Origin of the sequence: Rhodococcus sp. NPDC047139, from assembly GCF_040643435.1 — a bacterium.
Taxonomy (GTDB): domain Bacteria; phylum Actinomycetota; class Actinomycetes; order Mycobacteriales; family Mycobacteriaceae; genus Rhodococcus.
In genome coordinates this window covers 113,194-136,248 of the sequence record NZ_JBEYUH010000004.1, presented here as the reverse complement: position 1 = coordinate 136,248, position 23,055 = coordinate 113,194, and the positions used below count along the sequence as shown (strand labels likewise).

Below are 23,055 nucleotides of genomic sequence, written 5' to 3'. Positions count from 1 at the left end.
TGTCTACGGATCGGTCGGTCTGGTCGGTCGGCGGATCAGTCGGAGGAGGGAAGAGGCTGCGGAGGGCGTTCCGGAAGAGTGCGGTCACCAAGACTCAGTGAACCCGGACCCGCGGAGGTGCACACGACCTCGAGGCCGGTCTCCTCGTCCCAGTAGCGTTTACCGATGATCGTGCCCTGGTCGTAGCCCGCAGCGGGTCCCGGGCGGGATTCGACCTCGCTGCCGGCGGCCAGCATCGCCGCTCCGCCGCACCGCAGATCGATATCGGACTGTGGCCCCTTGACCACCACGATCGACGTCGCGCACACCGCGCTGACGTAGCGCTGACCCGAACGAACCTGCATGTCGTACCTCCGATTCACGCCACGGATGTGGCAACTGGGCGGGTCAGGAATTCCATGACCACGCGCTCGAACTGCTCACGCTTCTCCGTCATCGCCCAATGGCCGCACCCCGAGAAGACGTGGAGCTCGACCTCGCGCATCTGACGCAGGGGAAGCCACGCCATCTCCAGCGGGGTCACCCGGTCGTCACGGCCCCAGGTGATCAAGGTCGGAGCTGCGATCTTGGGTACCTGGGCCCACAACGGGATCTCCTCGGTGGGGCGCTTGCTCTTGCCGCCGATGTGGGAGAAGAAGAGACGAAGCCACTCGATGGCTCCGGGCTCCATCGCGTTGCGCCACCGTTCCTCGATGAGTTCCTCGGTGATGAAAGCCTTGTCGCTGACCATCGTCTTCATCCATGCGACCAGCCGTTCGCGCGTGGGGTCGTGAGCGAACTCGACCAGACGAGAGAGCCCTTCGGGCGGGGACGGTGCCGAGATCGCGGCGCCGACGCCGCCTGGCCCCATCAGCACCAGCTTGTCGAGACGGTCGGGATGATCGAGTGCGAAGCGGGCCGCAACGCTGCCGCCCATCGAGTTGCCCAGGACATGCGCCTTCTCCACGCCCAGGTCGTCGAGGAGGGCAGCGATCGCGTCCGACGAGATCCGGTGATAGGGGCGATCCATCTCCGGGCGCGGACTTCGGCCGAAACCGGGCTGGTCGGGGATGACAGTGCGGAAGTGCTGCGAGAACAGCGGGAGGTTGGCGCCGAAATTGCCCCATCCCGAGACGCCGGGCCCGGAACCGTGCAGCATGACGAGAGTCTCTCCCTCGCCGGCGATGTGGTAGCTCAGCGGAGTGACGCCGTCGAACGTGCGTCGTGTCCCCTCACGGGTCGTATCCACCGTGTGCAGCATCTGGTCTCCTATCGGGGTGACGAACGGGTCAGGGAGCGGTCGAATCCGCGGCGACGACCGGAAGCAGTACCGCCGAGGCCGCCACTCCCCCGGAACGGACGGTCTGGGTGCGCACCGCGCCATCGACACCCCCGACGATCGGATGGCGTGGTGACGAACTGCCTGCGATGTGCACGCGGATGCGATGACCCGTCCGGAAACGCTGTGCGGTAGCTCCGAGGCCGATCCGCAACGGAGCGTCCGGTGTCGCGGTGCCCGCGGGAACGTGCAGGTAGCCGTCGCAGACGTTGTAACTGCGACCGTCCGGATGGACGTCGCTGAGGGTGATCGAATAGTCGGCCTCCACGGCACTACCGTCCACCCACAGTTCGGCTTCGACCCAGCCGATGACGTCCAGATCCTCGGTGAGTTCGGGACCGGTGAAGACCACCACGTCGTCCCGTCGCTGCACCTCGGTCTGCTCGACCGGGCCGGCCGGGCAGACCGCTTCGGGGGTCATGTGGGCGCCGCCGAGCGTGGGCACGGGATTCTCCGGGTCGTGCCTCCAGCTGTCGGAGACCTCCACCGCAGGTACTTCCCAGGACAGGCTGCCGTCCTGCCGGGTCGCGGTGCCGTTGCCGGCCAGGTGCAGACGGCGTACCTGCGCCTCGGCCGGGGGCCACTGCGGATAGTCGCGCCAGACGTTCTCCCCCATCATGAACAGCCGAACGCGCTCCGGATACGGCCACGCCGCAGGCTCACCGGCCAGAACGCTACGGAAGAAACGGATCTGGAGGTTGTCCATGTCGAACATCGCGCCTGTACCGAAGTAGAGGTCGCCGATCTTCAACTGGCCCAGGGTGCTGCCCCGCGGAACGCGGTGCGCCCACGGGCCCATGAGCAGGAACTGCTGGTCGCGTACCGATTCGGGGGCACGTGTGGTCATGCCCTCGAAATTGCGCAGGGTGCCCACGTGCGCCTGGTCGAACCACGAGCTGAGGTGCAGAACCGGCATTTCGACATCCGGGTAGCAGGACTCCACCGACAAGGAGGTCCAGATCTCGGAGGCGGGATCGTTCGCGGCGGCCCAGTCGAAGAAGAACGGGGCGATGTCCCCGAGAACCGTCTCGCGCAGCTTCTCGACGGGCGCGGTGCGCGCCCAGGGAGCCAGATCGTTGACGGCTTCCCGTGCCTCGCGTGCGGCGGAGGGACGCAACTCGCCGCGTTTGATCATCCGGTGTGCGATGCCACCGCCGAGGGCATTGAGCGAGACACCCAGCAGAGCACCGAGTTCGAAGGCGCCGCCACGATAGCTGCGTCCCTCGTAGTAATCGCTGCTGGCCTGGAACGGAGCGAGGGCCATCAGTCCATCGGGTGAGCGTTTGGCAGCCTGCCACGCAGCGGCGGCCATGTACGAGCTGCCGTACATGCCGACAGCCCCGTTGCACCAACTCTGTTCGCGCACCCATGCCACCGAGTCCTCGCCGTCCTGGGCTTCGGCGGTGAAAGGGTAGAAGTCGCCGTCGGAACGCCCGCGCCCGCGAACGTCCTGGACGACGACCGCGAAGCCGGCGGAGGCCGCCTTGATCGGGTCGAGCACCACCCAGAGACCGGGATCGAAGTCCTTGCTGTACGGCGTGCGCTGGAGCAGTGCCGGGAAAGGGCCCTCGGCTGCGGGGCGGTAGAGATCGGCCCGCAGGATCGTGCCGTCTCGCATCGGCACTTCGATGTTCCGCTGGACGATCAGATCCGAACTGTACGTTCCCATACGAGCGAACTTAGAAGTCGCGGCGGGCGGCCGACAGAGTTCTGTGCCGGGGGATGGGACCGGATTCTGCCGTCACCACGGATCCAGAACATTTCGCGACGCCTCAGACGAAACCACCGTCGAGACGCAGCACTGCCCCTGTGGCGAAGCTCGACGCGTCACTGGCGTAATACAGTGCTGCACCGACAATCTCCTCCGGACGACCGCCGCGCTGCAGGGCCATCGTCCGTTGTGCCCGCTCCTCGAACTCCTCCATGTCCCACGCCTCGGACACTTCCGTCAGGAACGGCCCGCACAGGATCGCGTTCACCCGGACGGTCGGGCCGAAGGCGTGGGCGAGACCCTCTGTCACAGCGTTCAATCCGGCTTTCGCGGCCGCATAGGGCAGAGCATGTGGTCTCGGCTTGATCGACTGGGTCGAGGTGATGTTGACGATCGAACCACCTCGGCCTTCGGCCATTCTGGTACCGGCCAGCACCGACAAGCGGAAAGGACCCCGCAGATTGACGCCGATCACCTTGTCGAACAGGGCTTCCTCGACCTTGTCCAGACTCGGATACAACGGCGAGAGTCCCGCGTTGTTCACCAGCACGTCGAGTTGGCCGAACCGCTCGTGCACCGTCTCCATCAGGTCGTCGCACTGCGACCAGTCGCTCACGTTGCAGGCATACGCACCTGCGTCGACTCCGTAGCTCTCGCGCAACTCCGCCGCGACCTCCTCGCACGCGGCAGACTTGCGACTGGCGACGATCACGTTCGCGCCACGAGCCGCGAAGGCATGGGCCATCTGCAGGCCGAGGCCGCGCGTACCTCCCGTGATCAACACCGCCTTGCCGCGGACGTCGAACAGCGGGTCGGTGGGGACGTGCGGAGAGGTGGTGGTCACGAGACGATTCTTTCTGCGCGGTGGAACAGGGCTTGGCTCATCCGATGCAACCGTGCGCCGACGACGGGGTCGGCCAGTCCCGCGCACGAACGCGCGTGGGTCCCTTCGAGGATGACGCCGATCTTGAAACAGGCGAGTACGATGTACCAATCCACAGCACTCACGTCGAGTTCGCTGGTGGCGGCGTACCTTTCCACCAGTTCATCGGCCCGGGGAAGCCCGTCGGTGAGGTAGATAGGACCGGCCGTTCCGATCGGTTCGCCGGTAGACGGCCAGGTCGCCAGGAACCGGCCCAGGTCGAGAAGTGGATCACCGATAGTGGCCATTTCCCAGTCCACCACCGCGAGGACACGGGCATCCCGCTCCGAGAAGATCAGGTTGGCGAGATGATAATCGCCGTGCATGATGCCGGGCCTGAAGGTGGCCGGCCGCCGAGCTCGTAGCCATTCCACGATGCGCTCGAGACCTGGAAGCTCCACACCCTCGTAACCGTCCAGGGCGCCGAACGATTCGAGTTCCCGCAACCATCGAGGTACCTGGCGTTCCAGGAAGCCGTCGGGCTTTCCGAATTCTCCGAGGCCGATGCTGCGATAGTCGAGGTTTCCCATCGTGGCGAGGACATCCATCGCATGGAACGCGATATCGCGCCTCAGATTCCGATCATCGGCGAATCGGCGTGGGAGAGTGACGGCGGGGTTGAATCCGTCGACCATCTCCATGACGTAGAAGACCCACCCCGTGACACTCTCGTCGATGCAAGCCGTGACGAGCCCGGCGTGCGGGACGGCGCTTCCGGCCAGCGCGCCGAGGATCTCGACCTCTCGACGGAGCACCGCATTGCTGCTCGCGCGCAGGTGCAAGGGCGGGCGTCGAAGCACCAGATCACGATCTGCGTGCGTGTACCGGATGAGGATGTTCTGGGTACCCCCGGCGAGCACGTCGACGGGACTTCCCGGGTCGGGTCCGATCTCCCGGCTGCGGAGCCACTGCGCGAGCCGATCCCAGTCCGCGAGACGGGGATCGGGCTCGCCGGTCGCGGTCGCCACCGCGCCGCACGACAGTCCGGTCCCACTCACGTCGCAGCCCTGTCCACCATGTGCCTCGCAGCGAGGTACCCGAAGACCATCGACGAACCGATCGGGGCGCCGGGACCGGGATAACAGGACCCCGTCCACGAGGCCATGATGTTCCCGGCCGCGTACAACCCGGGGATCGGCGTACCGGATTCGTCGAGAACCCGCGCATGCGGGTCGGCGCGCAGACCACCCTTCGTACCCAGATCGCTGAGGATCATGGGCAGGGCATAGAAGGGCCCCTTCTTCAACGGCGCGAGCGCCGGATTCGGGTCGACCTCCGGATCGCCGAAGAACAGGTCGAATGCGTTGCCACCCCGACCGAAATCCTCGTCCACGCCGGTCTCGGCGAACCGGTTGAACCGCTCCACCGTCTCCACCAGGTTGTCACCCGGAATACCCAGGGCCGCAGCCAGCTTCTCCAAATCCTCGCCACAGTACGCGAAACCGCCGGAGAGCCACTCCTCCGGGACAGGGGCACGCGGCGGCTCACCGTTGAGCCCGTAGCGATCGACGTACGCCTGATCGACGATGAACCAGGCCGGCAAGGTCAGGGTGCCGTCGAGAACCCTGGTGCGGAATGCCCGGCCGATGCGGTCGTAGGGAAGCGATTCGTTGCAGAAGCGGCGACCGTCCTGATCGACGACGATCGAGCCGGGGTGGCCCCGCTCACGTACCCGGAAGGACGGGCCCAGCGGAGTCCGGAAGGCCGGAGTCCACCAGGCTTCGTGCAGCAGGTCGGCACCGGCACCGATGCGGCGGGCCTCCGCCAGCACTTCACCGGTGCTCCCAGGAGCGCCCATCTGCCAACCGGATTCGACGGGGTGACCTTCCTGTTTCCGCATCTCGATGTCGTGGTCGAATCCACCGGCGGCCAGCAGAACGCCGCCGCGGGCACGGACGTGCACGTCACCCTCGGGTCCCCCGAGTCGGGCTCCGACGACGGCGCCTTCGCGGGTTTCGAGCTCGACCAGAGGTGACTCCAGTTCGATCCGGACACCGGCACGCACACACGCCTGGATGAGACGTCCCAGCAGCGCACGACCACCCTCGACCCGGCTGCCCGTGTCGTGGCCGCCGCGGATCAACGGCAGTTCCGGCCGGATCAAGTGGATCAGGTCGCCAAGCACCCAGGCGGGCAGCGGCTTCGGGAAGATCGCGCGTCCCTGAGGCTTGTAACCCGGTGCATCCGGGTAGTAGTCGGGAAAGGCGCGCCAGTAGAAGTCGAGGGAATGGTCCTGGAGCAGGAAGTCGATCATCTCCGGCGCGGCATCGAGATATGCCGTGCGCAGATCTGCGAACCCGGTGTCGTCCGTCGTCGCGGCGACGTAGGCACCGACCTCCTCACGCGAATCGGAGAAGGCGGCGGCGGAGATCTTGTTCAGCGGCAACCACAGTCCTGCTCCGGCGTAGGCGGCTGTACCTCCGAGATACTCGGTCTTCTCCGCAAGGATCACGTCGAGACCGAGGGTAGCGGCGGTGAGAGCACCTGTCAGTGCGCCCGCACCGCCGCCGACCACGAGGACATCGCACTCGAGCGACGGCGTCATGCACTCACCTTTCTGTGCCCCCAATAACTGGTGGCAGTGGTTTCGTAGGTCGGTGTCCCGGGCTCGATCAGCCGCCCTTCGCAACCCACCTCGACGGTGAAACCATCGGGGGTCATGGAATAGAACGAGATCATCCCGTCGTTGCTGTGCCGGCCGAGCGTGAGACGCTGCGGTATCCCCGAAGCAAGCGCGCGGTCGTAGGCGCGGCCGACGTCGTCGATCGAACCGACCTCCACCATGAAGTGGATCAATTGGGCGGGTGCCGGCCGCTTCATCAGCGCCACCGTGTGATGGCGTCGATTGCATCCCAGGAAGGTGATCCTCTCGTCTCCGCGTCTGCCGTCCGGCCCCATCGCCCGCATGGTGTTGCGATCGACGAAACCGAGGGCGTCCCGGTAGAACTCGAGCGCCTCGTCCGCCTGCGGTCCCCCGAAGACGACATGTCCCATCCCGAGGTCGCCGGTGACGAACTCCCGCACGTGACGGGTCTCGAGGGGGTCGTGCACCAGCGACGGACCACTGTAGAACTCCAGCGGTATTCCGAACGGATCGTTCAGCAGCCGCAGGTCGCGTACTCTGCGCGCGTCGCATTCGGCGGATGATGCCGTGCGAACGTCGATTCCGCGAGACTGCAGGGTTGCGGTCAGGGAATCGAGTTCGGCACGGTTCTCCACTTCGAATCCGACTCCCGAGACACCGCTCGACTCGCCGGGGACGATCTCGAGCCGGACGGCGTGTTCGTCCATCCGGAGGGCGACCCCGCCCTGGGGAGACCGCTCGGCGGTCATCCCCAGGACGTGGGTCCCGAACCGTGTCCACGCGTCGACGTCGACCGAGGTCAGACGGAGGTAGCCGAGCGAGTGGATCGTCATCGGGGTTTTCCCGTCACCGCGCGAGGGTCTGCATGGCGTCGTGGAACCACTCGCAGTCACGCGGGAAGTCGGCCGGGTCGAGGGGCTCGCGGAGTTCTTCGACGCTGGGTCCGACGCGCTCGGCGATCTTGTCCAGTGCCGCCAGGTCGAATCCGTACAGGTTGGCACAGGTCTCACCGAGCAGACGGCGTGCCTCCGCCTCCGAGGTGCCCTGGAGGGCGACGCGCAGATGCTGGCGAGTGTAGGGGGCGGTGCCCTCCCGGTGAGGGTAGTCGCTGCCCCACATGACGTTGCCCGCTCCGAGGCCGAGGGCGGGCTGGACCTCACCCGGACGGATGGTGCTGGCACCGACGAAGCAGTTGCGTTCGAAGTACTCGCTCGGCCGCAGCGAGAGCTTGTCGTAGGCCTGCTTGACGAACATCTCGAGCCACGGGCGGTCGGCGAGCGCCGAGAACTGGATCTCGAGCTTCTGCAGGGTCTCCACGACCCACTTCACACCCTGTTCGGTCATCGAGTACTTCAGGTTGGGGAACCGCTCGAAGACGCCGCCGATCAACATGTGCGACAGGGTGCGGTTGGTGAAGAGCCCGAACTCGTAGAGCATGACCGCGGAAGTTGCCGGGTCCTCGGGGTATTCGGGCTCACCGCTGCCGCTGTGGGTACCGACCACGAGGCCGGTCTCCTGGCACGCACGCCAGACAGGGTCGTAGTGGCCGGTGTAGTGCGGCAGGGCCGTCGGATGGTTCGGCGGGCTGGCGGGAATGACCACACCGCCGATGACACCCGTCTCGGCAGCCCAGTAGATCTCCTTGACCGCGTCCTCGACCTGGTGAGGGAACACCTGGATCATGCCACGGCGCTGCACCGGCAGCTCCGAGCAGAAGTCGACGAGCCAGCGGTTGTGGGCCTGGATTCCGGCCCAGCGCTTGTCGTAGTCCTCCTTGTTGGAGGGCAGCGGAACGACGTTGACGATCGAGGGAAAGAACGGCGGGATGGTGTTGGGGAAGATCACCTCACCGACGACGCCGTCCTCTTCCATATGGGTGCGGCGGAGTTCGCTGTCCCAGTTCCGGGCGGCGGTGTCGTTGACCAGATCGTCCCAGGGGCTGGAATATGCCTTCGCCCACTCGTCGAACTCCTCGTGCCAGCTCGAAGCAAGGTAATTCTTGTAATCCCAGAGATCTGCTCCGGCGTGCGTGTCGGCCGAAACGATGGTGTAGTTCTTCTTTTCGCTCATTACTATCGGTCCTTCTGCTCAGACTACGGATTCGCTCGGACCCAGCCCCATGGCGTTGTGGGCCCAGCTGTGCAGGGTGCGTTCGTTGGTGTTCACGGTGTGGTGCTTGGCCGCGTGAGCGTCACGCCAGATGCGTTGCATCGGATGGGTGTCGCTGATGACTGCGGCGCCGGCCCGGTCGAAGACGTCGTCGATGACGGATACGCACCGCACCGTACCCAGGACCTGGTCGCGACGGGCGGTGGAACGCTGGTCCATCGTCGGCAGTTCGCCGGCCACCAGCGTGGCGTGGATGCCGGAGATGTTGCCGAGCAGCTGTCGGCGGCAGGCATCGATCGTGCTCGCAGCGGCACCGAGGGCGGCCACCGAGTAGGGGTCCGCGTCGAGCATCTTGCCGTGAGCCCGGCTGACCCGCGTGCTCTGGTAGTCGATCGCGATGTCCAAAAGGCCCTGCGCCATACCGATGACCGGAGCCGTGATGACACTGGGGAACATGGTCGCAAAGGGCATGCCGTAGAGCGCGGCGGTGTTGCTCGCGCGCCCCGGTGCGTCGTTCGAGTAGACCTGAGTGCGGGTCAGCGCGCGATGCGACGGCACGAAGGCGCCCTCGATCACGATGTCGTTGCTGCCGGTTCCTCGCAGACCCACTGTGCGCCAGACGTCTTCGACCATATAGTCGGTTCGCGGAACCACCACGTTGTATGTCGTCGGGGGTCCACCCTCGTTCATCTGCAGCGCGCCCAGGATGGCCCATTGACAATGGTCGCTACCCGAGGAGAAGCTCCAACGGCCCGTGAGTTCGAATCCTCCCGGAACCGGCGTGAGTTTGCCCCCGGGCATATATGACGAGCTGACCCAGGCATCGGGGTTCTCGTCCCAGATCTCGTGCTGCAGCCTGTCTTCGAAGAGCGCGAGCTGCCAGTTGTGGACTCCGACGACGCCGGTCACCCATGCAGTCGAACCACAGTGCTCGGCGATCGAGAGCACTGCCTCGTAGAACGCCACCGGGTCGGCTTCGTAACCACCGAAGGCCTTGGGCTGCAGCAGGCGCATCACGCCGGTGTCCGTGAGCTCCTTGACCGTGGCGTCCGGGACGCGACGATCGGCCTCGGCCTGGGCGGCACGTTCACCGATGCCGGGAAGCAGCTCGTTCACGGCCTCGAGCACGGTGGCTACAGCAGCCTCGTGACCGACTCCTGAACCTGGATGCGGGTCGCCTCTCCTTGGCATCTTTCCTCCTCTGTTCCGGGCTGCGCGATATCTGGACAGTAAGCGCAGTCACGGGGGGTGGAGGAGAGGAAGGTGCCACTGGATGAGATCCGGTTCACACGAAATCGAGAATCGGACCAATTATACGAAAACAACTACGGTGCAATAGGAACGAGCTCGATCACACCCACTCGATGACCGAATCGAGCGCCATCGCGTAGTGCGTTTCCACGTACTGGGCGAGATCGGCCATGTGCCGGGTCATGAGCTGCTCGGCAAGGGGGCCGTCACCTGCCGCAACAGCCTCTGCGATGGCCCGGTGTTCGGCGTGGATCTCGGGCCGGTCCGCCGGCTCCGTACTGGGCCCTTCGGCGCGAATGAACTCCCGGTAGATCTGGCCGACTGCGCGTGCGAAGAGACTGAGCACCGGATTGGTGACCGAGTAACACGCGATCAGATCATGAAAGCTGCGCGCCTGCGCACGGAAGTCGGCGCCGGGAGCGGGATCTCGTGCGGTGACATCCAGAAGTTCCTTACGGGCCTCCGGGGACCCTCCGGTCGCCAGTTCTCGCACCAGAATCGGCTCGAGGGCCTGTCGTGCTCCGATGATGTGCCGGTACGTGACGCCCATGATCTGGCAGTACAGGCGGATCACCGAACTGAATTCCGCACCCTCGCGGTCGTTGACGACCGGCCCTCCGTTGGGGCCCGGCCTCACCTTGATCAGACCGATCGACTCGAGCATGCGCAGAGCCTCCCGGACGGAGGCATAGCCGACCCCGTAATGCTCGGCCATGGAAGCCACCGCAGGAAGCCGGTCGCCGGCGCCGAGACCCGATTCCACGATGTCGGCCACCACCTGACGCGCGGTGTACTCCGACATCTTCTGCGGACGCCGCAGCGGCGCGGCAGGGCCCGACTCACCACGAACCGGCTTCCCCACGGTGCGCTTCTTCGACTCTTCAGCAGGCATCTCTCTCCTCTGATCGCTCGAGCGACCAGGGCGAGGTTCAGGCCTGCAAGGAGTCGAGAACCTCTGCGGTGTGCTGTCCGAGAGTCGGTCCGGGGCCGGTCTTTCGACCCGGCGTCTCGGACAACCTCACGGTCAAGCCCACTTCCCTGATGTAGCCCCAGTCCGCGTGCTCTAGGTGTTCGAAAACGTGACCCGACGCCACAGCCCATTCCTGCCAGAAGAACTCCGGCATGAAGGGCGTGTCCCGCGCCACCTCGTTGGCGATCCTATGCGAGTCGAGCCATGCCGTTGCAGAGGTCGTGTCGAGAGTGGACAGATATGTCTCCAGGGAGACTCCCAGAGCCTCCACACAACGCAGACCACCGAGATCGACGCCGGCGGACTGCAACGCCTCCCGCAGACGGTCCTGTGCACGTTTCCCCACCGCCGCGACGCAGACCCACCCATCAGTGGTCTCGAACAGGCGATAGGTCGGCGACAATCCCAGTTGGCGGGCGTCGAGCCTGGCGGTGTCCAGCGGTTTGTGATCACCGTCGGTCATGTGCTCACTCACCGCGAACAAGCTGGCGTGCAACTGCGGAGCCAGAACGAACTGGCCCTCCCCGGTGCGGGCCCGATGTTCGAGCGCCATCAGGATGCCGGTGGCGCCCAGGAAACCGCCGTAGTAATCCTCGCTCGCCCGGGCGCGGCGCACGGGTTTGTTGCCCGTGCCCGAGGCGATGTACATGAGCCCGGTCAGCGCCGAGAGCAGCGGTGCGAAGCTCTTCTCCATCGCCCACGGACCGTCTGCACCCCAGCCCGGCTGGTAGCAGTAGATGAGGTCGGGCTTGAGCCGGCGCAGCGTCTCGTAGTCGACTCCCAGCTTCTCGGCCTTGCCCGGCCGCTGATTGTGAACGACCACGTCGGCGGTCTGCAGCAGACGCAGGAAGTGACCCTTGCCCTCCTCCGTCGTGAGGTCGAGCACGATGGCTCGCTTGCCGCGCTGACACGCCTCGAACGGGTCGGGTAGCGAGCGCATCGTGTCACCGATCGGCGGTTCGATCTTGATCACGTCCGCGCCGAGGTCGGACAGGTATTTCGCTCCGTAGGCCGCCGCCATGAACTGGCTCAGGTCGAGAACACGAAGACCCGACAACGGATGGTCCAGGCTCTGCCCCGGCTCCTCGACCTTCGGCTCGCGAGCGAGCAACTCGGCCAGCTTCTCCTGGTCCCGGCCGACGGTAGGTGCGGGAGCAGGAAGTTCGGGCACGGCGGTGGAGAACTTGATGACCGGTGCGACCTGCCGCAACGTCCCGTACTCGTCGTCGGGCATGGACATCACCAGACCGGCGTGGCTCACCTGCTCGTGTTCGAGAATCTCTCCGGGGCGCAGCACGGGCACGACGGCCACGTCGCGCGCGCGGAGGAGCTCGAGCCATTCGTCACGTGGACGGGTCTTCCAGATCTTCGGCACTTCCTGGCGGGCGATGCGGAACTCCTCCTCGTCGAGGGGTACCGCCATCTCGACCTTGCCAGTGACCGTGCGGAAATGCTCCCCTACGCCGAGCACTTCCATAGCGGCCTTGAAGGCCCCGTTTCCACCGGTGTGGATCATGAGGTATTCGCCGTCACCGCATTCGAACAGGTCGATGAGCACCCGACGGTGACCGAAATGGCCCTTCTCCTCGGTGTCGAGGTAGGACTCGTCCTTCGAGGTGAACCACCAGTTCATCGGTGCCTGACCCAGCACGCCATCGAGGATCGAGACGTCCACGCGCTGCCCGCGCCCGGTGATACGGCGGGCGCGCAAACCGGCGAGGATGCCGATGGCACCGAGGAAGCCCGTCGTGTATCCGATGCTGGGATGCCCCAGGAAGATCGGGCCCTTCCGGTGTCCCGGCTGCTCGGCCATGAAGCCCATCCGGGCGGCGACCAGCGCCTCGTAACCAGGCCGGTCCTGCCACGGGCCGGACCGACCGTATCCCGTGGTGGACAGGTGCAACAGCCGCGGGTTGAGAACGCGGAGATCGTCGTAGTCGAGTCCGAGTTCCTTGCTCCGCGTCACACCGTACGACTCGATGAAGACGTCGGCGCGGCGGAGAAGTTGACGCAAGGTCTCGGCGTCGGCAGGGTTTTCGGGATCGAGCACGATGCTCCACTTGCCGCGATCCCACATCTTACGTTCCGGAGCGGTGGTGTCGGTGCCACCGCCCGGCCGCTCGACCTTCACGACATGCGCGCCATAGTCAGCCAACAGTAGCGAGGTGATGGAGGACGGCATCCCCCATGAGGCATCGATGACGAGCAGTCCGTCGAGCGGCCCGGGCATGTGAGTACTCCCCTCTTACTTCGAAACCAAGGTCGGGATATGCGCTTCGCGCGCCCAATCCGGGATCTCCGGAACCTTCCAGTCGAACATCTTCTCTGCGTTCTTGTAGAGAATCATCTCCGCTTCGTCGTCCGGGATGTCGGCGAAGAGTTCCTCGACCTTCGGCTGGGTCTCGTCCCAGATGCAGTTGGCGTGCGGGTAGTCGCATTCCCAGAAGATCTTGTCGAGACCGATCTCGTGACGATTGGCGAGGCCGTACGGCTCGTCGATCATGCAGAACCACATGTTGCGCTTGCAGATCTGCGAGGGCGTGAGGCTCTGATCGAGGTCACCCCAGTACTTGTGCAGGCCGTACTGACGATCCGCGCGCTCGAGAGTGACAGGAACCCAGCCGATTCCACCCTCGGAGTACACGAGCTTGATCTTCGGGTACTTGCGGGCCACCGGCCCGTACATCATGCCGACTGCGTGGGTGATGGTCTGCGTCATGCTCAGTGCGATCTCCAGCGCAGCCGACGACTCCGGCGGGCGGTACGCCTTCCAGCCACTGGATGCGATGTGCATGCAGACCGGAATTCCCTCGGACTCGCAGATCTCCCAGATCGGGTTCCAGTAATCCGAGTAGTAGGACGGCAGACCGAGGTTGCTGGTCTCCTCCGGGATGGTGATCGCCCGGAAGCCGCGTTCGAGATTGCGCTTGATCTCCTTGACCGCGGCTTCGACGTCCCAGAGCTGGATGATCGCCATCGGCACGTACATCTCGGGCGCGACGAGGTGCCAGTCGTACATGAAGTCGTTCCAGGCCTTCACGCAGTAGTCTGCGAGTTCCTTGTCCTGGAAGTTGATGAACAGAGCACCACCGAAACGCGGAAGGGTCGGAAAGCTGAGGCTCGACATGATGCCGGCCCGCTCGAAGTCCGTCTTACGAGCAGCAGCGTCGTAGCAACCCGGGATCATGTCCTCGAATCGCATGGGCTCCCTGCCCCACTCCTCCTGCGGCTTGCCGGCGACAGCGTTGAGGCCCAGGTAGGTGTGGCGGGTGTCCTCGTACATCCAGAACTCTGCACCGTTCTCGTCCTCGAGAACGCGTGGGGCGCGGTCCTTGAACCGCGCGGGAACCCGCGAAGTCCAGGTGTCGCGCGGTTCGACGATATGATCGTCGACGCTGAAGAGTTTGCGCATTGACCTTCCTTCTTCCTTGGTTGGTTTCGGAACTAGTTGGCTCGATGAGATTGTGCGGCCGCGAGTTCCGCTGCCAAGTCGTGGAGCCCGAGCTCGGTGAGCACGCCGACGGTGTCGGCGCCGAGTTCCGGTGCTGCGGTGAGTCCTGCGCCCCGCTCCCGGCGCCGACGGGCCATGACCTCGGTGCCCGGATGGGCGCCGTCGACGGGGACGACCGCGACGGGGCTCAGCGGGAGGGCGTACGAATCTCGGGGTAGCGGGACCGTGGTGCTCACTCCGAGATGACGGGCGTGATCGGTGTCCACGGCCTCACGAACGGTACGCACCATCGCGGCGGGTATACCCGCTTCGGCGAACAGGGTCTCCCACTCGTATGCCGGACGTGTCGCGAGAGAAGCTGCGATCACTGCGGTTTCGTCGTCGCGACCGGCGCCGTAGTCGGCACCCCGCTCCCATGATCCGCTGGCGCGGTAGGACTCCGGAAGTCCCACGAGGTCGACGAACCGTTCCCAGTACTTGCGTTCGATGGGGCACACCAGCAGAACCCGGCCGTCGCTGCACGCGTACATCCGGTAACGCGAACCCATCGCTTGGAAGGCCGGCCGGGACGGCAGGTCGTTGAGACCCGCCTGCGCCTCACGCCACATCCACGACAGTGCCGCCTCCCAGATGGAGACGCTGACGACCTGGCCGGGCTCTCCACGCAGTCGCCGCAGGAGAGCCGCCTGGATTCCCAGAGCCGCCCACAGGCCGGCGAGGGCGGTGCCGTGTGCCTGATAGGAGGCAGGCACACGGGGCATCCCGTCGTGCCATTCGATCTCGACGAGTCCCGCCATGACGTCGGGCTGCAGGCCGTGGGCCGGCATCGCGGACCACGGTCCGTCGTCGCCGTATCCGGTCACAGAGCAGTACACCAGGCCCGGATCGATGGCGAGCAATGTCTCCGCGTCCAGACCGCGCTTGCGCGCGTCCTCCGGCCGTGCACCCACGATCACGACGTCGGCCCACCGTGTGAGTGCGTCGACCACGAGCGGCCATGCGGCGGAACGCCGGTCGAGCGTCATGCTCCGGGTACCGGCATTGAGCGCATAGTGCACATCGGAGGCGCCGGCGAACGGATTTCCCACCTGACGGTTGCCGTCACCTCCACGCGGGTTCTCTACCTTGACCACGTCGGCACCGAGGTGGACCAGGGCCCGACTTGCCATCGGACCGCTGAAATGCGTGGAGAAATCGACTATCCGAGGCCAACCACGCCCGGTGCTCCCGGGTGCGGAGTGGGTGGATCGCAGACCTTCGGAGGACATCCCGATCCCCCTTCCTTCATTCGCCGAGATCGGATGTGCTTCGGACACAGGTGAGTTGTATCAGTGGGAGAAGGGCGGTTTCACCAGCTTCGTCCCATCTCGTGAAATCGGGTTTCACGACGTCGGGTCCGACCGACCGGGACGCGCAACGAGGACGACCCCGAACACGTGCGTGACCAGGGTCGTCTCCGAGGCGCCCGTCAGTTCGTCATGAATGCCTCGTCGAGCAGGATGATTCCGTCGACGGTGGGCTGGGCACCGTAGACGTCGGGTGCCCACGCGACGAAGTTGATTCCGGCTCCCCACAGAAGCAGCGGCTGATCGGTGTTGACGAGGTTCTGCACCTCACTGATCGCGGCGCGCTTGGCTTCGTCGTCCGGGGCGGACACGACCCGGGCGAGCAGTTGATCCATCTCCGGGTCGGCGTACCCGAGGATGTTGTTGGTGGACTCGCTGTGCAGTGCACTGAACAGCCGGATCTCGGGGTCGATGTCCGAGACTGTGTACGACCCGAAGCTCATGTCGAAGTCGCGGTCCACATAACGTCGTTTGACCAGATCGGTGGTGCTGCTGGCGTATTCCACCGAGGTGTCGAATCCGACCGCGTTCATCTGCGCCTGGACGGCCAGTGCGAGCTCCTGCGAGTCAGGGTTGTTGACGCTGAGGAAGGTGATCCTGCCGTCGTACCCGTCGGCCTTCGCCTCGTCGAGCAGTTGCCGCGCCTTGTCTGCCGACGGGGTGATCCCGGTGGTCTCACCGTGCCACGCAGACCACGGCTGGAACAGGTCGGTACCGGGAAGGCCCTCACCTTCGCGTACCCGCTGGTCGATCACCTCCGGGTCGACGGCATAGGCGATCGCCTGGCGAACGCGCGGATCCGCAGCCGGCCGGCCTTCGGCGGAGTTGAGCTGTCCGACCATTTTCAGATTCGCAGCCTCGGCGTAGCCCGGGAACTCTTCGAGCGCAACGTTCACGGTTTCGGCGTTGCCGAGATAGGCCATGTCGATGCCGTCGGTCCTCAATGCATCGACCTTGGGCTGATCGCCGGCGATGGCAACGAATTTGAGTCCGTCGAGGTGGGGCGCTCCACCCCAGTAATCCGGGCGGGCCTTCAGTTGCAGCTCCTGCTGGGGCTGCAGGCTGACGACGGTGAAGGGTCCGGCACCGATCGGAGTGAAGGTGTCGCCCTGCTGGGAACTCGGCGCGACGATCATGCCGTGGCCGTACGAGAGCATGGCGGGGAAGGTGCGCCACGGCTGGTCGAGGGTGAACACGACGGTCGACGGATCGGCGGCCTCGATCCCGGTCACGACCTTCTGGAAGAGCTGGGAGTGGGCGCCCTTCAAGCGGTTGTACCGCTCGATGCTGGCGACGACGGCGTCGGCGTCGAGTGGGGTTCCGTCGCTGAAAGTGACACCGTCACGCAGTTTCAGGGTCCAGCTCAGCTGGTCGTCGCTCTCCTCGATCGACTGTGCGAGTTGCGGCTGGAAGCTCTGCGACTCGATGTCGTACCTCACCAGCACGTCGTACACCGCGGCCATCTCGGTGCCGCCGGTCGGGCCGGTGACCTGTGTCATCGTCGGGTCGAGGTTGGTGACCGGTGCGAGTCCGGCGAAGATGAGCGTTCCGCCCTTCACCGGCGGCCCACCGTCCCCCTGGTCGCCGACGATGCCATAGGCCAGTTCCTTGTTCTCCGACCTGGATCCCCGGCCCGGATCGTCGCTGCCGTCGGCTGTTGCGCAGCCGCTGAGTGCAACGGCACCGACCACGACCGTCGTCAGTAGTCGGCCGATCCCTTTCGAGTATCTGCTCATGAACAACCTCCTAGAGTGAGGATCGGCCCCCACACCGACGACGTCGCCCGATCCGTTGCGCCGCCGACTCTATATGCCAGTATCCTTGGGTCACAATAGCTTTCGCTTGAACTACGCGCGCCACGGAGTTCACGATCGCCACAACGCATCCGAGTCCACCGACACGCACGCGGACCACCGACGACACGATCCTTCCGCCGAGAGCCCCTTCGTCGGGCGTGCGTCCTCCGCGGCCGTTTCTGCCGTATCGCCAATGCGTACCGCAGCACCACCCCCGCGGACAACACCGGAATCGGCGGACAACTCGACGGCGAGCACCGGAAGCACGCCCGCGACCACGGGAGTGACCGTCCGCGCCACCGAGATGACGGACTGTGGAGTGCCGTGCCGGCAAGTCCGGCCGGTGCGCAGAAGACCCACGCTGCCACCGGGCGGATATCGGGGTAGATTCGGGACCGGATTGGCGCCCGAGGACTCGGACGAGAGTCACCGACGGCGGAAGGACCAGACACGATCACCGTCTTCACCAGGACTTTTCTTTCTCGTCGCCATGTCGGCGAGAGGGCCCGCCCCGAGTCCGTTCGCGGGCCGGGCACACAGCGAACCGCGACGCGGTCCGCCGTTCGGCAGGCAAGATCTCGCGCTGTTCCCCCGGGCACCATCCACCCTGCGTGACCTGTCGGTCCGCCGCCTTCGGAGGTCGCGGAAGACGCGTCGATCTCCGAGGAAGTCGATGCCATTGAGTGGGACATGTGCGCCCGGCTTCGGATGTGTCGAACGCTACATTCGAGGCGCACCCGGTCGGGCGACGACGGGCATTTCGTCCCTCGACCCGGCAGCTGCACGGTCCGCGGAGACGTGTACCCGGAAGGGCGAGCGAATGTCCTACCGGGTGACAGTTCGCCACCTCGGGAAGATGCCCGCGGTGCAGCACGCTTCCGATTCCGCGTCCCGACAACGGAATCGCCGTACAGAAGTCCGGCCGTTCATGAACAGAGGAAGGAGGCGGTGACGCGGTGGCGCGAACAATGATCGAGAAGATGATCGAACTGGTCGTCGTGCTCTTCATCGTCAGTCTCGGCACGTTCGCCCTCGTATCGCTCATCCCGGGCGATCCGTCGGTTGCCGTTCTCGGTGAAGGCCGCGCGCCCGAGGAGTACGCCCAGGTTCGTGAGGAGATGGGTCTCGACGACCCCTTCCTGACGAGATACTGGGGCTGGCTTTCGGGGGCATTGCAAGGCGATCTCGGTCAGTCGATGGTTCCGCCGCAGGGTGCGGTCACCGACAGCATTGGCACGGCATTGCCGGTGAGCGTGCAGTTGGCGCTGATGGGCCTCGTCATCGCACTCGTCGTCTCGGTCCCGCTCGCGATGTACTCGGCTCGCCACCAGGGTGGCTGGATCGATCGCATGATAAGCGCCGGCACGTTCGGAATCCTGTCGATCCCGAGCTTCCTCGCGGGCCTGTTGCTGATCATGGTCATGGTCAACTACCTCGGCTGGTTCCCCCGCTCGCAGTGGGTGCGCATCTCGGAGGACTTGGGCCAGAACCTCTATCACGCGTTTCTCCCAGCGCTCACCATCAGTCTCCTCGAGATGGCGATGTTCACGCGCATCCTGCGAAGCGACCTCGTGACCACCTTGAAGGAGAACTTCATCCTCGTCGCCAAGGCGAAGGGCATGTCGAACGCCCGCTTGCTGTTCAGCGACGCACTGCGCCCCTCGTCCTTCTCGCTCATCACGATGATCGGTGTCGTGATCGGGTCGATGATCGGTAGCACCGTCATCGTCGAGACCCTCTTTTCGTTGCCGGGGATGGGTTCGCTCATCGTCCGGGCAGCGCAGCAGGGCGACATACCGATGGTCCAGGGGGCCGTGCTGGTGATCGCAGCCATCTACGTCATCGCCAACGGCGTCATCGACATCTCCTACGGATACCTCGACCCAAGGAGCCGACGAGCTCATGTCTGAGACGACTATCGAGATTCCGGCCGACACCGGCCGTCCTCCGGAAGACTCCGCTCCAGAGACCGTGCTCGAACCGTCGGATGCCGACGAACGCCGGCATCTCTACCGCCTGGGAACATGCCTCATCGTCGTCGGTGTGATCGCCGTGGGCCTCGGCCTCGCGCCGCTGCTCATCATGCCGGTCCGCATATCCCTGTTCCTGGTAGGTCTCGTAGCGCTGTACACCGGCCTGCGGAGGCTCGGACTGGCCCGATTCGGATCCGATTTCGATCTGACCTTCATCCTGTCCTGCACGTGGCTGGCCGCCTTGGCCGCCGCAGCGCTGCTGGCTCCGCTGCTCCCTCTGGCCGAGCACGAGAACACCGCCCGGACCCTCACCGAGCCGAGCTACGCAACTCCGAGCCTGTTCTCGGAACATCCACTGGGCACCAACAACTTCGGGCTGGATCTGCTCGCCCGGTCGATCTACGGCGCGCGCTACTCGCTGGTGGTCGCCGTCTCGGCGGTGTTGATCGGCATGATCGTCGGCGGCGCGATCGGCATCCTCGCCGGATACTTCGGCGGCAAACTCGATCGGATCGTCGGTGTGCTCACCAACTCGCTGCTCGCGGTTCCCTCGCTGATCCTGCTGATCGCGCTCGCCTCGGTGCTCGAGCCGAACCTGCGCAACATCGCGTTCGCGTTGTCGATTCTGGCGATTCCCAGTATGGCGCGTATCGCCAGAGCCAATACTCTCGTCTTCGCGCAACGCGAATTCGTTCTCGCAGCCAGGGCAATGGGCGCCACCAGGATGAGGGTGATGGTGAGGGAGATCGCGCCCAATGTCATCCTGCCGCTCGCGTCGATGGGAATGGTCCTCATCTCGGCGATGATCGTCGCGGAAGCGTCATTGAGTTTCCTAGGGTTGGGCATTCAGCCGCCGACTCCGACCTGGGGAAACATGATCTCGGAAGGTCAGGGCACCGTATTCGAACAACATCCGCACATCGTGTGGGTGCCCGGCCTGTTCCTGTTCCTGACGGTGTTCTCGTTCAATCTCGTCGGTGAGAAGGCGCAGAAGCGCACCGGCGGTACCCGGGAGGTGAAGCTGTGAGTTGCAACGAGCCGCTGTTGACGGTGAACGAGGTGTCCACCCGGTTCCGGACCAAGCGGGGTCTGCTCAGAGCAGTCGAACAGGTCTCCCTCCAGGTGGAGGCAGGCGAGACTCTGGGGCTCGTCGGCGAATCCGGCTCGGGGAAGTCGGTTCTCGGACAGACCATCATGGGACTCGTCTCCCATGGCGGCAACACCACAGTGACCGGGCAGGTGCTCTTCGAGGGACGAGACATGCAATCCCTCTCCCGTAAGGATCAACAGCGATTGTGGGGCAAGGACATCGCGATGGTGTTCCAGGATCCGATGTCGGCACTGAACCCGTTCAAACGGATCGGCACGCACATCACCGAGTCGCTGCGTGCCCATCTCGGATTGGACAAGAAGCAGGCACGTGAGCGGGCGATCGAACTCCTGCGCAAGGTCCGCATCCCGGAGCCGACCCGACGTATCGACCAGTATCCTCACGAGCTGTCCGGCGGCATGCGACAGCGCGTGGTGATCGCGATGGCGTTGGCCTGCGATCCCAAGCTGGTGATCGCGGACGAGCCCACAACTGCCTTGGACGTCACCGTGCAGAAACAGATCCTCGAACTGCTCGACTCGTTGCGCACCGAGACGCATATGGCGGGGATCCTCATCAGCCATGACCTCGGAGTCGTTTCCGGGCAGACCGATCGAGTGGCCGTGATGTATGCCGGACGTGTCGTCGAGACCGCTCCGACCCGCCAGTTGTTCACCACCCCCCGTCATCCCTACACGGAGGCACTGCTGGCCGCGGTCCCCCGGCTCGAGCAGGATCCTCACACTCGCCTCGAATCCATCGAGGGTGGCCTCCCGGACATGACCAGGCCTCCGGCGGGTTGCGCGTTCGTATCCCGCTGCAAGTACACACAACCGAAGTGCCGGGAGGTCGTACCCGGGCTCAGCGCTTCCGCGGACACCGCCGGCGCCCGCCATCCCCACGAGGTGGCCTGCCACTTCCCCCTGGGCGGGCCGGCTGTGGCCGAACTCGGCATACCCACTGTGGCGGCCGCAGACGATCGCGTGCTGGAAATGGAGGCAATCTGATGGCCGGTAGTGGAGTTGCGCACCTGCGCACGGAGGACGATCCCGTACTGTCCGTGAAGAACCTGGTCGTGGAATTTCCGGCCGGCCGCCACCGGACGGTCTACGCGGTGTCGGACATCAGCTTCGATCTGTTGTCGGGTGAAACGCTCGGAATTGTAGGCGAATCCGGATGTGGCAAATCCACCGCCGGCCGCGCGGTGATGCAGTTGCCGTCACCGAAATCGGGCAGCGTCGAGATCGACGGTACGGAACTGACGACCTCGAGCCCGTCCGAACTGCGCCGGATACGGTCGAAACTGCAGATGATCATGCAGGATCCCATCTCGTCACTCAATCCGCGTCGCAAGGTCAAGCACCTGGTGACCGAGGGGCCCCGGATGTGGGGACGGCAGAACAAGGAACAGCTCGAGAGGCGGGGACGCGAACTCCTGCGCGCTGTCGGGCTCGATCCGGACATGGTGTGGGAGCGTCTGCCCGGAGAACTGTCGGGCGGTCAGTGTCAGCGCGTGTGCATCGCCCGCGCGATGATGCTCGAACCGAAAGTGCTCATCTGCGACGAGCCGGTCTCCAGCCTCGATGTCTCGGTCCAGGCACAGATCCTCAACCTCCTCGAACAGACGAAGAACGAGTTCGAGCTGACCATGATCTTCATCGCCCACAACATGGCGGTGGTCAAGAACGTCAGCGACCGTGTGATGGTGATGTACTTGGGAAAGGTCTGCGAGATCGCACCGAGCCTCGATATGGAACATCGAGCGCGCCATCCGTATACGCGCCTGCTGCTGGCGTCCATCCCCGATCCGGACATCCACCGCGGGGAAGCGGAGGCCACGCCACCGATCGAGGGGGACCTTCCGTCTCCGCTGAACCCCCCGTCCGGATGCCGTTTCCGCACCCGCTGTCCGCTCGCGACGGAACGATGCGCCGAGGAGGAGCCATTGTTGCGCGAGATCGACGACAATCATTTTGTCGCCTGCCACCACGTCTGACCAGTCCTCCGGTGGCCGGATCTCCGACCACCGGGGGGTTCACACCTACGCGTACCGCATTTCCGCACGGTGACGGCCTGCACCGAAACGCTCGTCGAGCATGCGCAGGATCATCTTCCGATTCGTCAGGATCTCGTCCCGTGCGACCTCCGCCTGATCTCGGCCGTCGGCGAGAACCGACCACTTGTCCCACCAGGTCTCGAGTGAGGGCTCGGGAGCACGAACTGCGACCGAGAAGATCAGATGGACCGTATCCGGTCCCGCGGCAGTCCGTGTCTGTAGCACGAAGTCCGACTCCGGGAAGAGGACCCACAACCGGTCGTCGGCGATCTCGATCCGGCAGTCATCGGGCAATTCGACACCCGCGCGGAACGACTCGGCCAGCCGGTTGTCCAAACTTACGCGGACTGGTTCGGAAGGACAGACCATGGGGGCGAACCTCCAAGCGATAGTGGATGAACGGATATCCGGCGGCGGGAGGATTCTCACCTGCCCGGCGGCACGAAACGGGTGACGAGCAGGTCGTCGCATACTCCTC

At 65.1% G+C, this 23,055-nt stretch carries 19 protein-coding genes; 4 read left to right on the top strand and 15 right to left on the bottom strand.

Annotated features, from left to right (window positions below; genetic code table 11):
* Positions 1-35: 35 nt before the first annotated feature.
* The 14 genes from ABZ789_RS06385 to ABZ789_RS06320 all read right to left on the bottom strand — a co-directional run bounded on the left by ABZ789_RS06385 (position 36) and on the right by ABZ789_RS06320 (position 17,398).
* A complete protein-coding gene (locus tag ABZ789_RS06385) occupies positions 36-344 on the bottom strand; it encodes a hypothetical protein (protein ID WP_358420612.1) in 309 nt (102 codons plus the stop codon).
* 14 nt (positions 345-358) lie between these two features.
* A complete protein-coding gene (locus ABZ789_RS06380) occupies positions 359-1,240 on the bottom strand; it encodes an alpha/beta fold hydrolase (RefSeq protein WP_358420609.1) in 882 nt (293 codons plus the stop codon).
* Between the two features lie 28 nt (positions 1,241-1,268).
* Positions 1,269-2,987: a CocE/NonD family hydrolase gene (locus tag ABZ789_RS06375; RefSeq protein ID WP_358420606.1), complete on the bottom strand. Its 1,719-nt coding sequence runs from the start codon at positions 2,985-2,987 to the stop codon at positions 1,269-1,271.
* Between the two features lie 103 nt (positions 2,988-3,090).
* Positions 3,091-3,873, bottom strand: coding sequence for an SDR family oxidoreductase (locus tag ABZ789_RS06370; protein ID WP_358420603.1), 783 nt, complete (start codon positions 3,871-3,873; stop codon positions 3,091-3,093).
* A complete protein-coding gene (locus ABZ789_RS06365) occupies positions 3,870-4,949 on the bottom strand; it encodes a phosphotransferase family protein (protein WP_358420600.1) in 1,080 nt (359 codons plus the stop codon). The genes ABZ789_RS06370 and ABZ789_RS06365 overlap by 4 nt, the downstream gene beginning before the upstream one ends.
* Positions 4,946-6,496 carry an FAD-dependent oxidoreductase gene (locus ABZ789_RS06360; protein WP_358420597.1) on the bottom strand — a complete coding sequence of 517 codons (1,551 nt, stop codon included), beginning with the start codon at positions 6,494-6,496 and terminating at the stop codon, positions 4,946-4,948. Before ABZ789_RS06360 ends, ABZ789_RS06365 begins: the two co-directional genes overlap by 4 nt.
* Positions 6,493-7,368: a VOC family protein gene (locus tag ABZ789_RS06355; protein WP_358420594.1), complete on the bottom strand. Its 876-nt coding sequence runs from the start codon at positions 7,366-7,368 to the stop codon at positions 6,493-6,495. The genes ABZ789_RS06360 and ABZ789_RS06355 overlap by 4 nt, the downstream gene beginning before the upstream one ends.
* Before the next feature lie 13 nt (positions 7,369-7,381).
* The gene (locus ABZ789_RS06350; RefSeq protein WP_358420591.1) at positions 7,382-8,605 is read right to left on the bottom strand and encodes an amidohydrolase family protein; all 1,224 of its coding nucleotides are present in this window, start codon (positions 8,603-8,605) and stop codon (positions 7,382-7,384) included.
* 18 nt (positions 8,606-8,623) lie between these two features.
* The gene (hsaA, locus tag ABZ789_RS06345; protein WP_358420588.1) at positions 8,624-9,835 is read right to left on the bottom strand and encodes a 3-hydroxy-9,10-secoandrosta-1,3,5(10)-triene-9,17-dione monooxygenase oxygenase subunit; all 1,212 of its coding nucleotides are present in this window, start codon (positions 9,833-9,835) and stop codon (positions 8,624-8,626) included.
* A 160-nt stretch (positions 9,836-9,995) separates the two neighbouring features.
* On the bottom strand, positions 9,996-10,787 hold the full coding sequence (locus ABZ789_RS06340) for an FCD domain-containing protein (protein ID WP_358420585.1): 792 nt from the start codon (positions 10,785-10,787) through the stop codon (positions 9,996-9,998).
* Positions 10,788-10,824: 37 nt separating this feature from the next.
* The gene (locus ABZ789_RS06335; RefSeq protein ID WP_358420582.1) at positions 10,825-13,095 is read right to left on the bottom strand and encodes a CoA transferase; all 2,271 of its coding nucleotides are present in this window, start codon (positions 13,093-13,095) and stop codon (positions 10,825-10,827) included.
* 15 nt (positions 13,096-13,110) lie between these two features.
* Entirely contained in the window at positions 13,111-14,277 is a 1,167-nt protein-coding gene (locus tag ABZ789_RS06330) for an amidohydrolase family protein (RefSeq protein WP_358420579.1), read from the bottom strand.
* A 32-nt stretch (positions 14,278-14,309) separates the two neighbouring features.
* Positions 14,310-15,584 (bottom strand): CoA transferase, encoded by a 1,275-nt coding sequence (locus tag ABZ789_RS06325; protein WP_358420576.1) that lies wholly within the window; start codon positions 15,582-15,584, stop codon positions 14,310-14,312.
* A gap of 200 nt (positions 15,585-15,784) precedes the next feature.
* The gene (locus ABZ789_RS06320) at positions 15,785-17,398 is read right to left on the bottom strand and encodes an ABC transporter substrate-binding protein (protein WP_358420573.1); all 1,614 of its coding nucleotides are present in this window, start codon (positions 17,396-17,398) and stop codon (positions 15,785-15,787) included.
* A gap of 1,016 nt (positions 17,399-18,414) precedes the next feature.
* On the opposite strand from ABZ789_RS06320, the gene ABZ789_RS06315 reads away from it, so the two are divergent.
* From ABZ789_RS06315 to ABZ789_RS06300, 4 genes are read left to right on the top strand one after another with little or no spacing between them, the layout of a single operon-like run.
* Positions 18,415-19,368, top strand: a complete 954-nt coding sequence (locus ABZ789_RS06315; protein ID WP_358420571.1) for an ABC transporter permease — start codon at positions 18,415-18,417, stop codon at positions 19,366-19,368.
* Positions 19,361-20,458: an ABC transporter permease gene (locus ABZ789_RS06310; RefSeq protein ID WP_358420568.1), complete on the top strand. Its 1,098-nt coding sequence runs from the start codon at positions 19,361-19,363 to the stop codon at positions 20,456-20,458. Before ABZ789_RS06315 ends, ABZ789_RS06310 begins: the two co-directional genes overlap by 8 nt.
* On the top strand, positions 20,455-21,528 hold the full coding sequence (locus ABZ789_RS06305) for an ABC transporter ATP-binding protein (protein ID WP_358420565.1): 1,074 nt from the start codon (positions 20,455-20,457) through the stop codon (positions 21,526-21,528). Before ABZ789_RS06310 ends, ABZ789_RS06305 begins: the two co-directional genes overlap by 4 nt.
* Positions 21,528-22,517 (top strand): ABC transporter ATP-binding protein, encoded by a 990-nt coding sequence (locus ABZ789_RS06300; RefSeq protein WP_358420563.1) that lies wholly within the window; start codon positions 21,528-21,530, stop codon positions 22,515-22,517. Before ABZ789_RS06305 ends, ABZ789_RS06300 begins: the two co-directional genes overlap by 1 nt.
* 45 nt (positions 22,518-22,562) lie before the next feature.
* Here ABZ789_RS06300 and ABZ789_RS06295 read toward each other — a convergent pair whose 3' ends face one another.
* Positions 22,563-22,946, bottom strand: coding sequence for a hypothetical protein (locus ABZ789_RS06295; RefSeq protein WP_358420559.1), 384 nt, complete (start codon positions 22,944-22,946; stop codon positions 22,563-22,565).
* Between the last annotated feature and the right edge of the window lie 109 nt (positions 22,947-23,055).

Excerpts from the sequence above, each read along its gene's own strand:
- ABZ789_RS06385 (WP_358420612.1), bottom strand. The coding sequence starts at position 344 with ATGCAGGTTCGTTCGGGTCAGCGCTACGTCAGCGCGGTGTGCGCGACG.
- ABZ789_RS06380 (WP_358420609.1), bottom strand. The coding sequence starts at position 1,240 with ATGCTGCACACGGTGGATACGACCCGTGAGGGGACACGACGCACGTTC.
- ABZ789_RS06375 (WP_358420606.1), bottom strand. The coding sequence starts at position 2,987 with ATGGGAACGTACAGTTCGGATCTGATCGTCCAGCGGAACATCGAAGTG.
- ABZ789_RS06360 (WP_358420597.1), bottom strand. The coding sequence starts at position 6,496 with ATGACGCCGTCGCTCGAGTGCGATGTCCTCGTGGTCGGCGGCGGTGCG.
- ABZ789_RS06355 (WP_358420594.1), bottom strand. The coding sequence starts at position 7,368 with ATGACGATCCACTCGCTCGGCTACCTCCGTCTGACCTCGGTCGACGTC.
- ABZ789_RS06350 (WP_358420591.1), bottom strand. The coding sequence starts at position 8,605 with ATGAGCGAAAAGAAGAACTACACCATCGTTTCGGCCGACACGCACGCC.
- hsaA (WP_358420588.1), bottom strand. The coding sequence starts at position 9,835 with ATGCCAAGGAGAGGCGACCCGCATCCAGGTTCAGGAGTCGGTCACGAG.
- ABZ789_RS06340 (WP_358420585.1), bottom strand. The coding sequence starts at position 10,787 with ATGCCTGCTGAAGAGTCGAAGAAGCGCACCGTGGGGAAGCCGGTTCGT.
- ABZ789_RS06335 (WP_358420582.1), bottom strand. The coding sequence starts at position 13,095 with ATGCCCGGGCCGCTCGACGGACTGCTCGTCATCGATGCCTCATGGGGG.
- ABZ789_RS06330 (WP_358420579.1), bottom strand. The coding sequence starts at position 14,277 with ATGCGCAAACTCTTCAGCGTCGACGATCATATCGTCGAACCGCGCGAC.
- ABZ789_RS06325 (WP_358420576.1), bottom strand. The coding sequence starts at position 15,584 with ATGTCCTCCGAAGGTCTGCGATCCACCCACTCCGCACCCGGGAGCACC.
- ABZ789_RS06320 (WP_358420573.1), bottom strand. The coding sequence starts at position 17,398 with ATGAGCAGATACTCGAAAGGGATCGGCCGACTACTGACGACGGTCGTG.
- ABZ789_RS06310 (WP_358420568.1), top strand. The coding sequence starts at position 19,361 with ATGTCTGAGACGACTATCGAGATTCCGGCCGACACCGGCCGTCCTCCG.
- ABZ789_RS06300 (WP_358420563.1), top strand. The coding sequence starts at position 21,528 with ATGGCCGGTAGTGGAGTTGCGCACCTGCGCACGGAGGACGATCCCGTA.
- ABZ789_RS06295 (WP_358420559.1), bottom strand. The coding sequence starts at position 22,946 with ATGGTCTGTCCTTCCGAACCAGTCCGCGTAAGTTTGGACAACCGGCTG.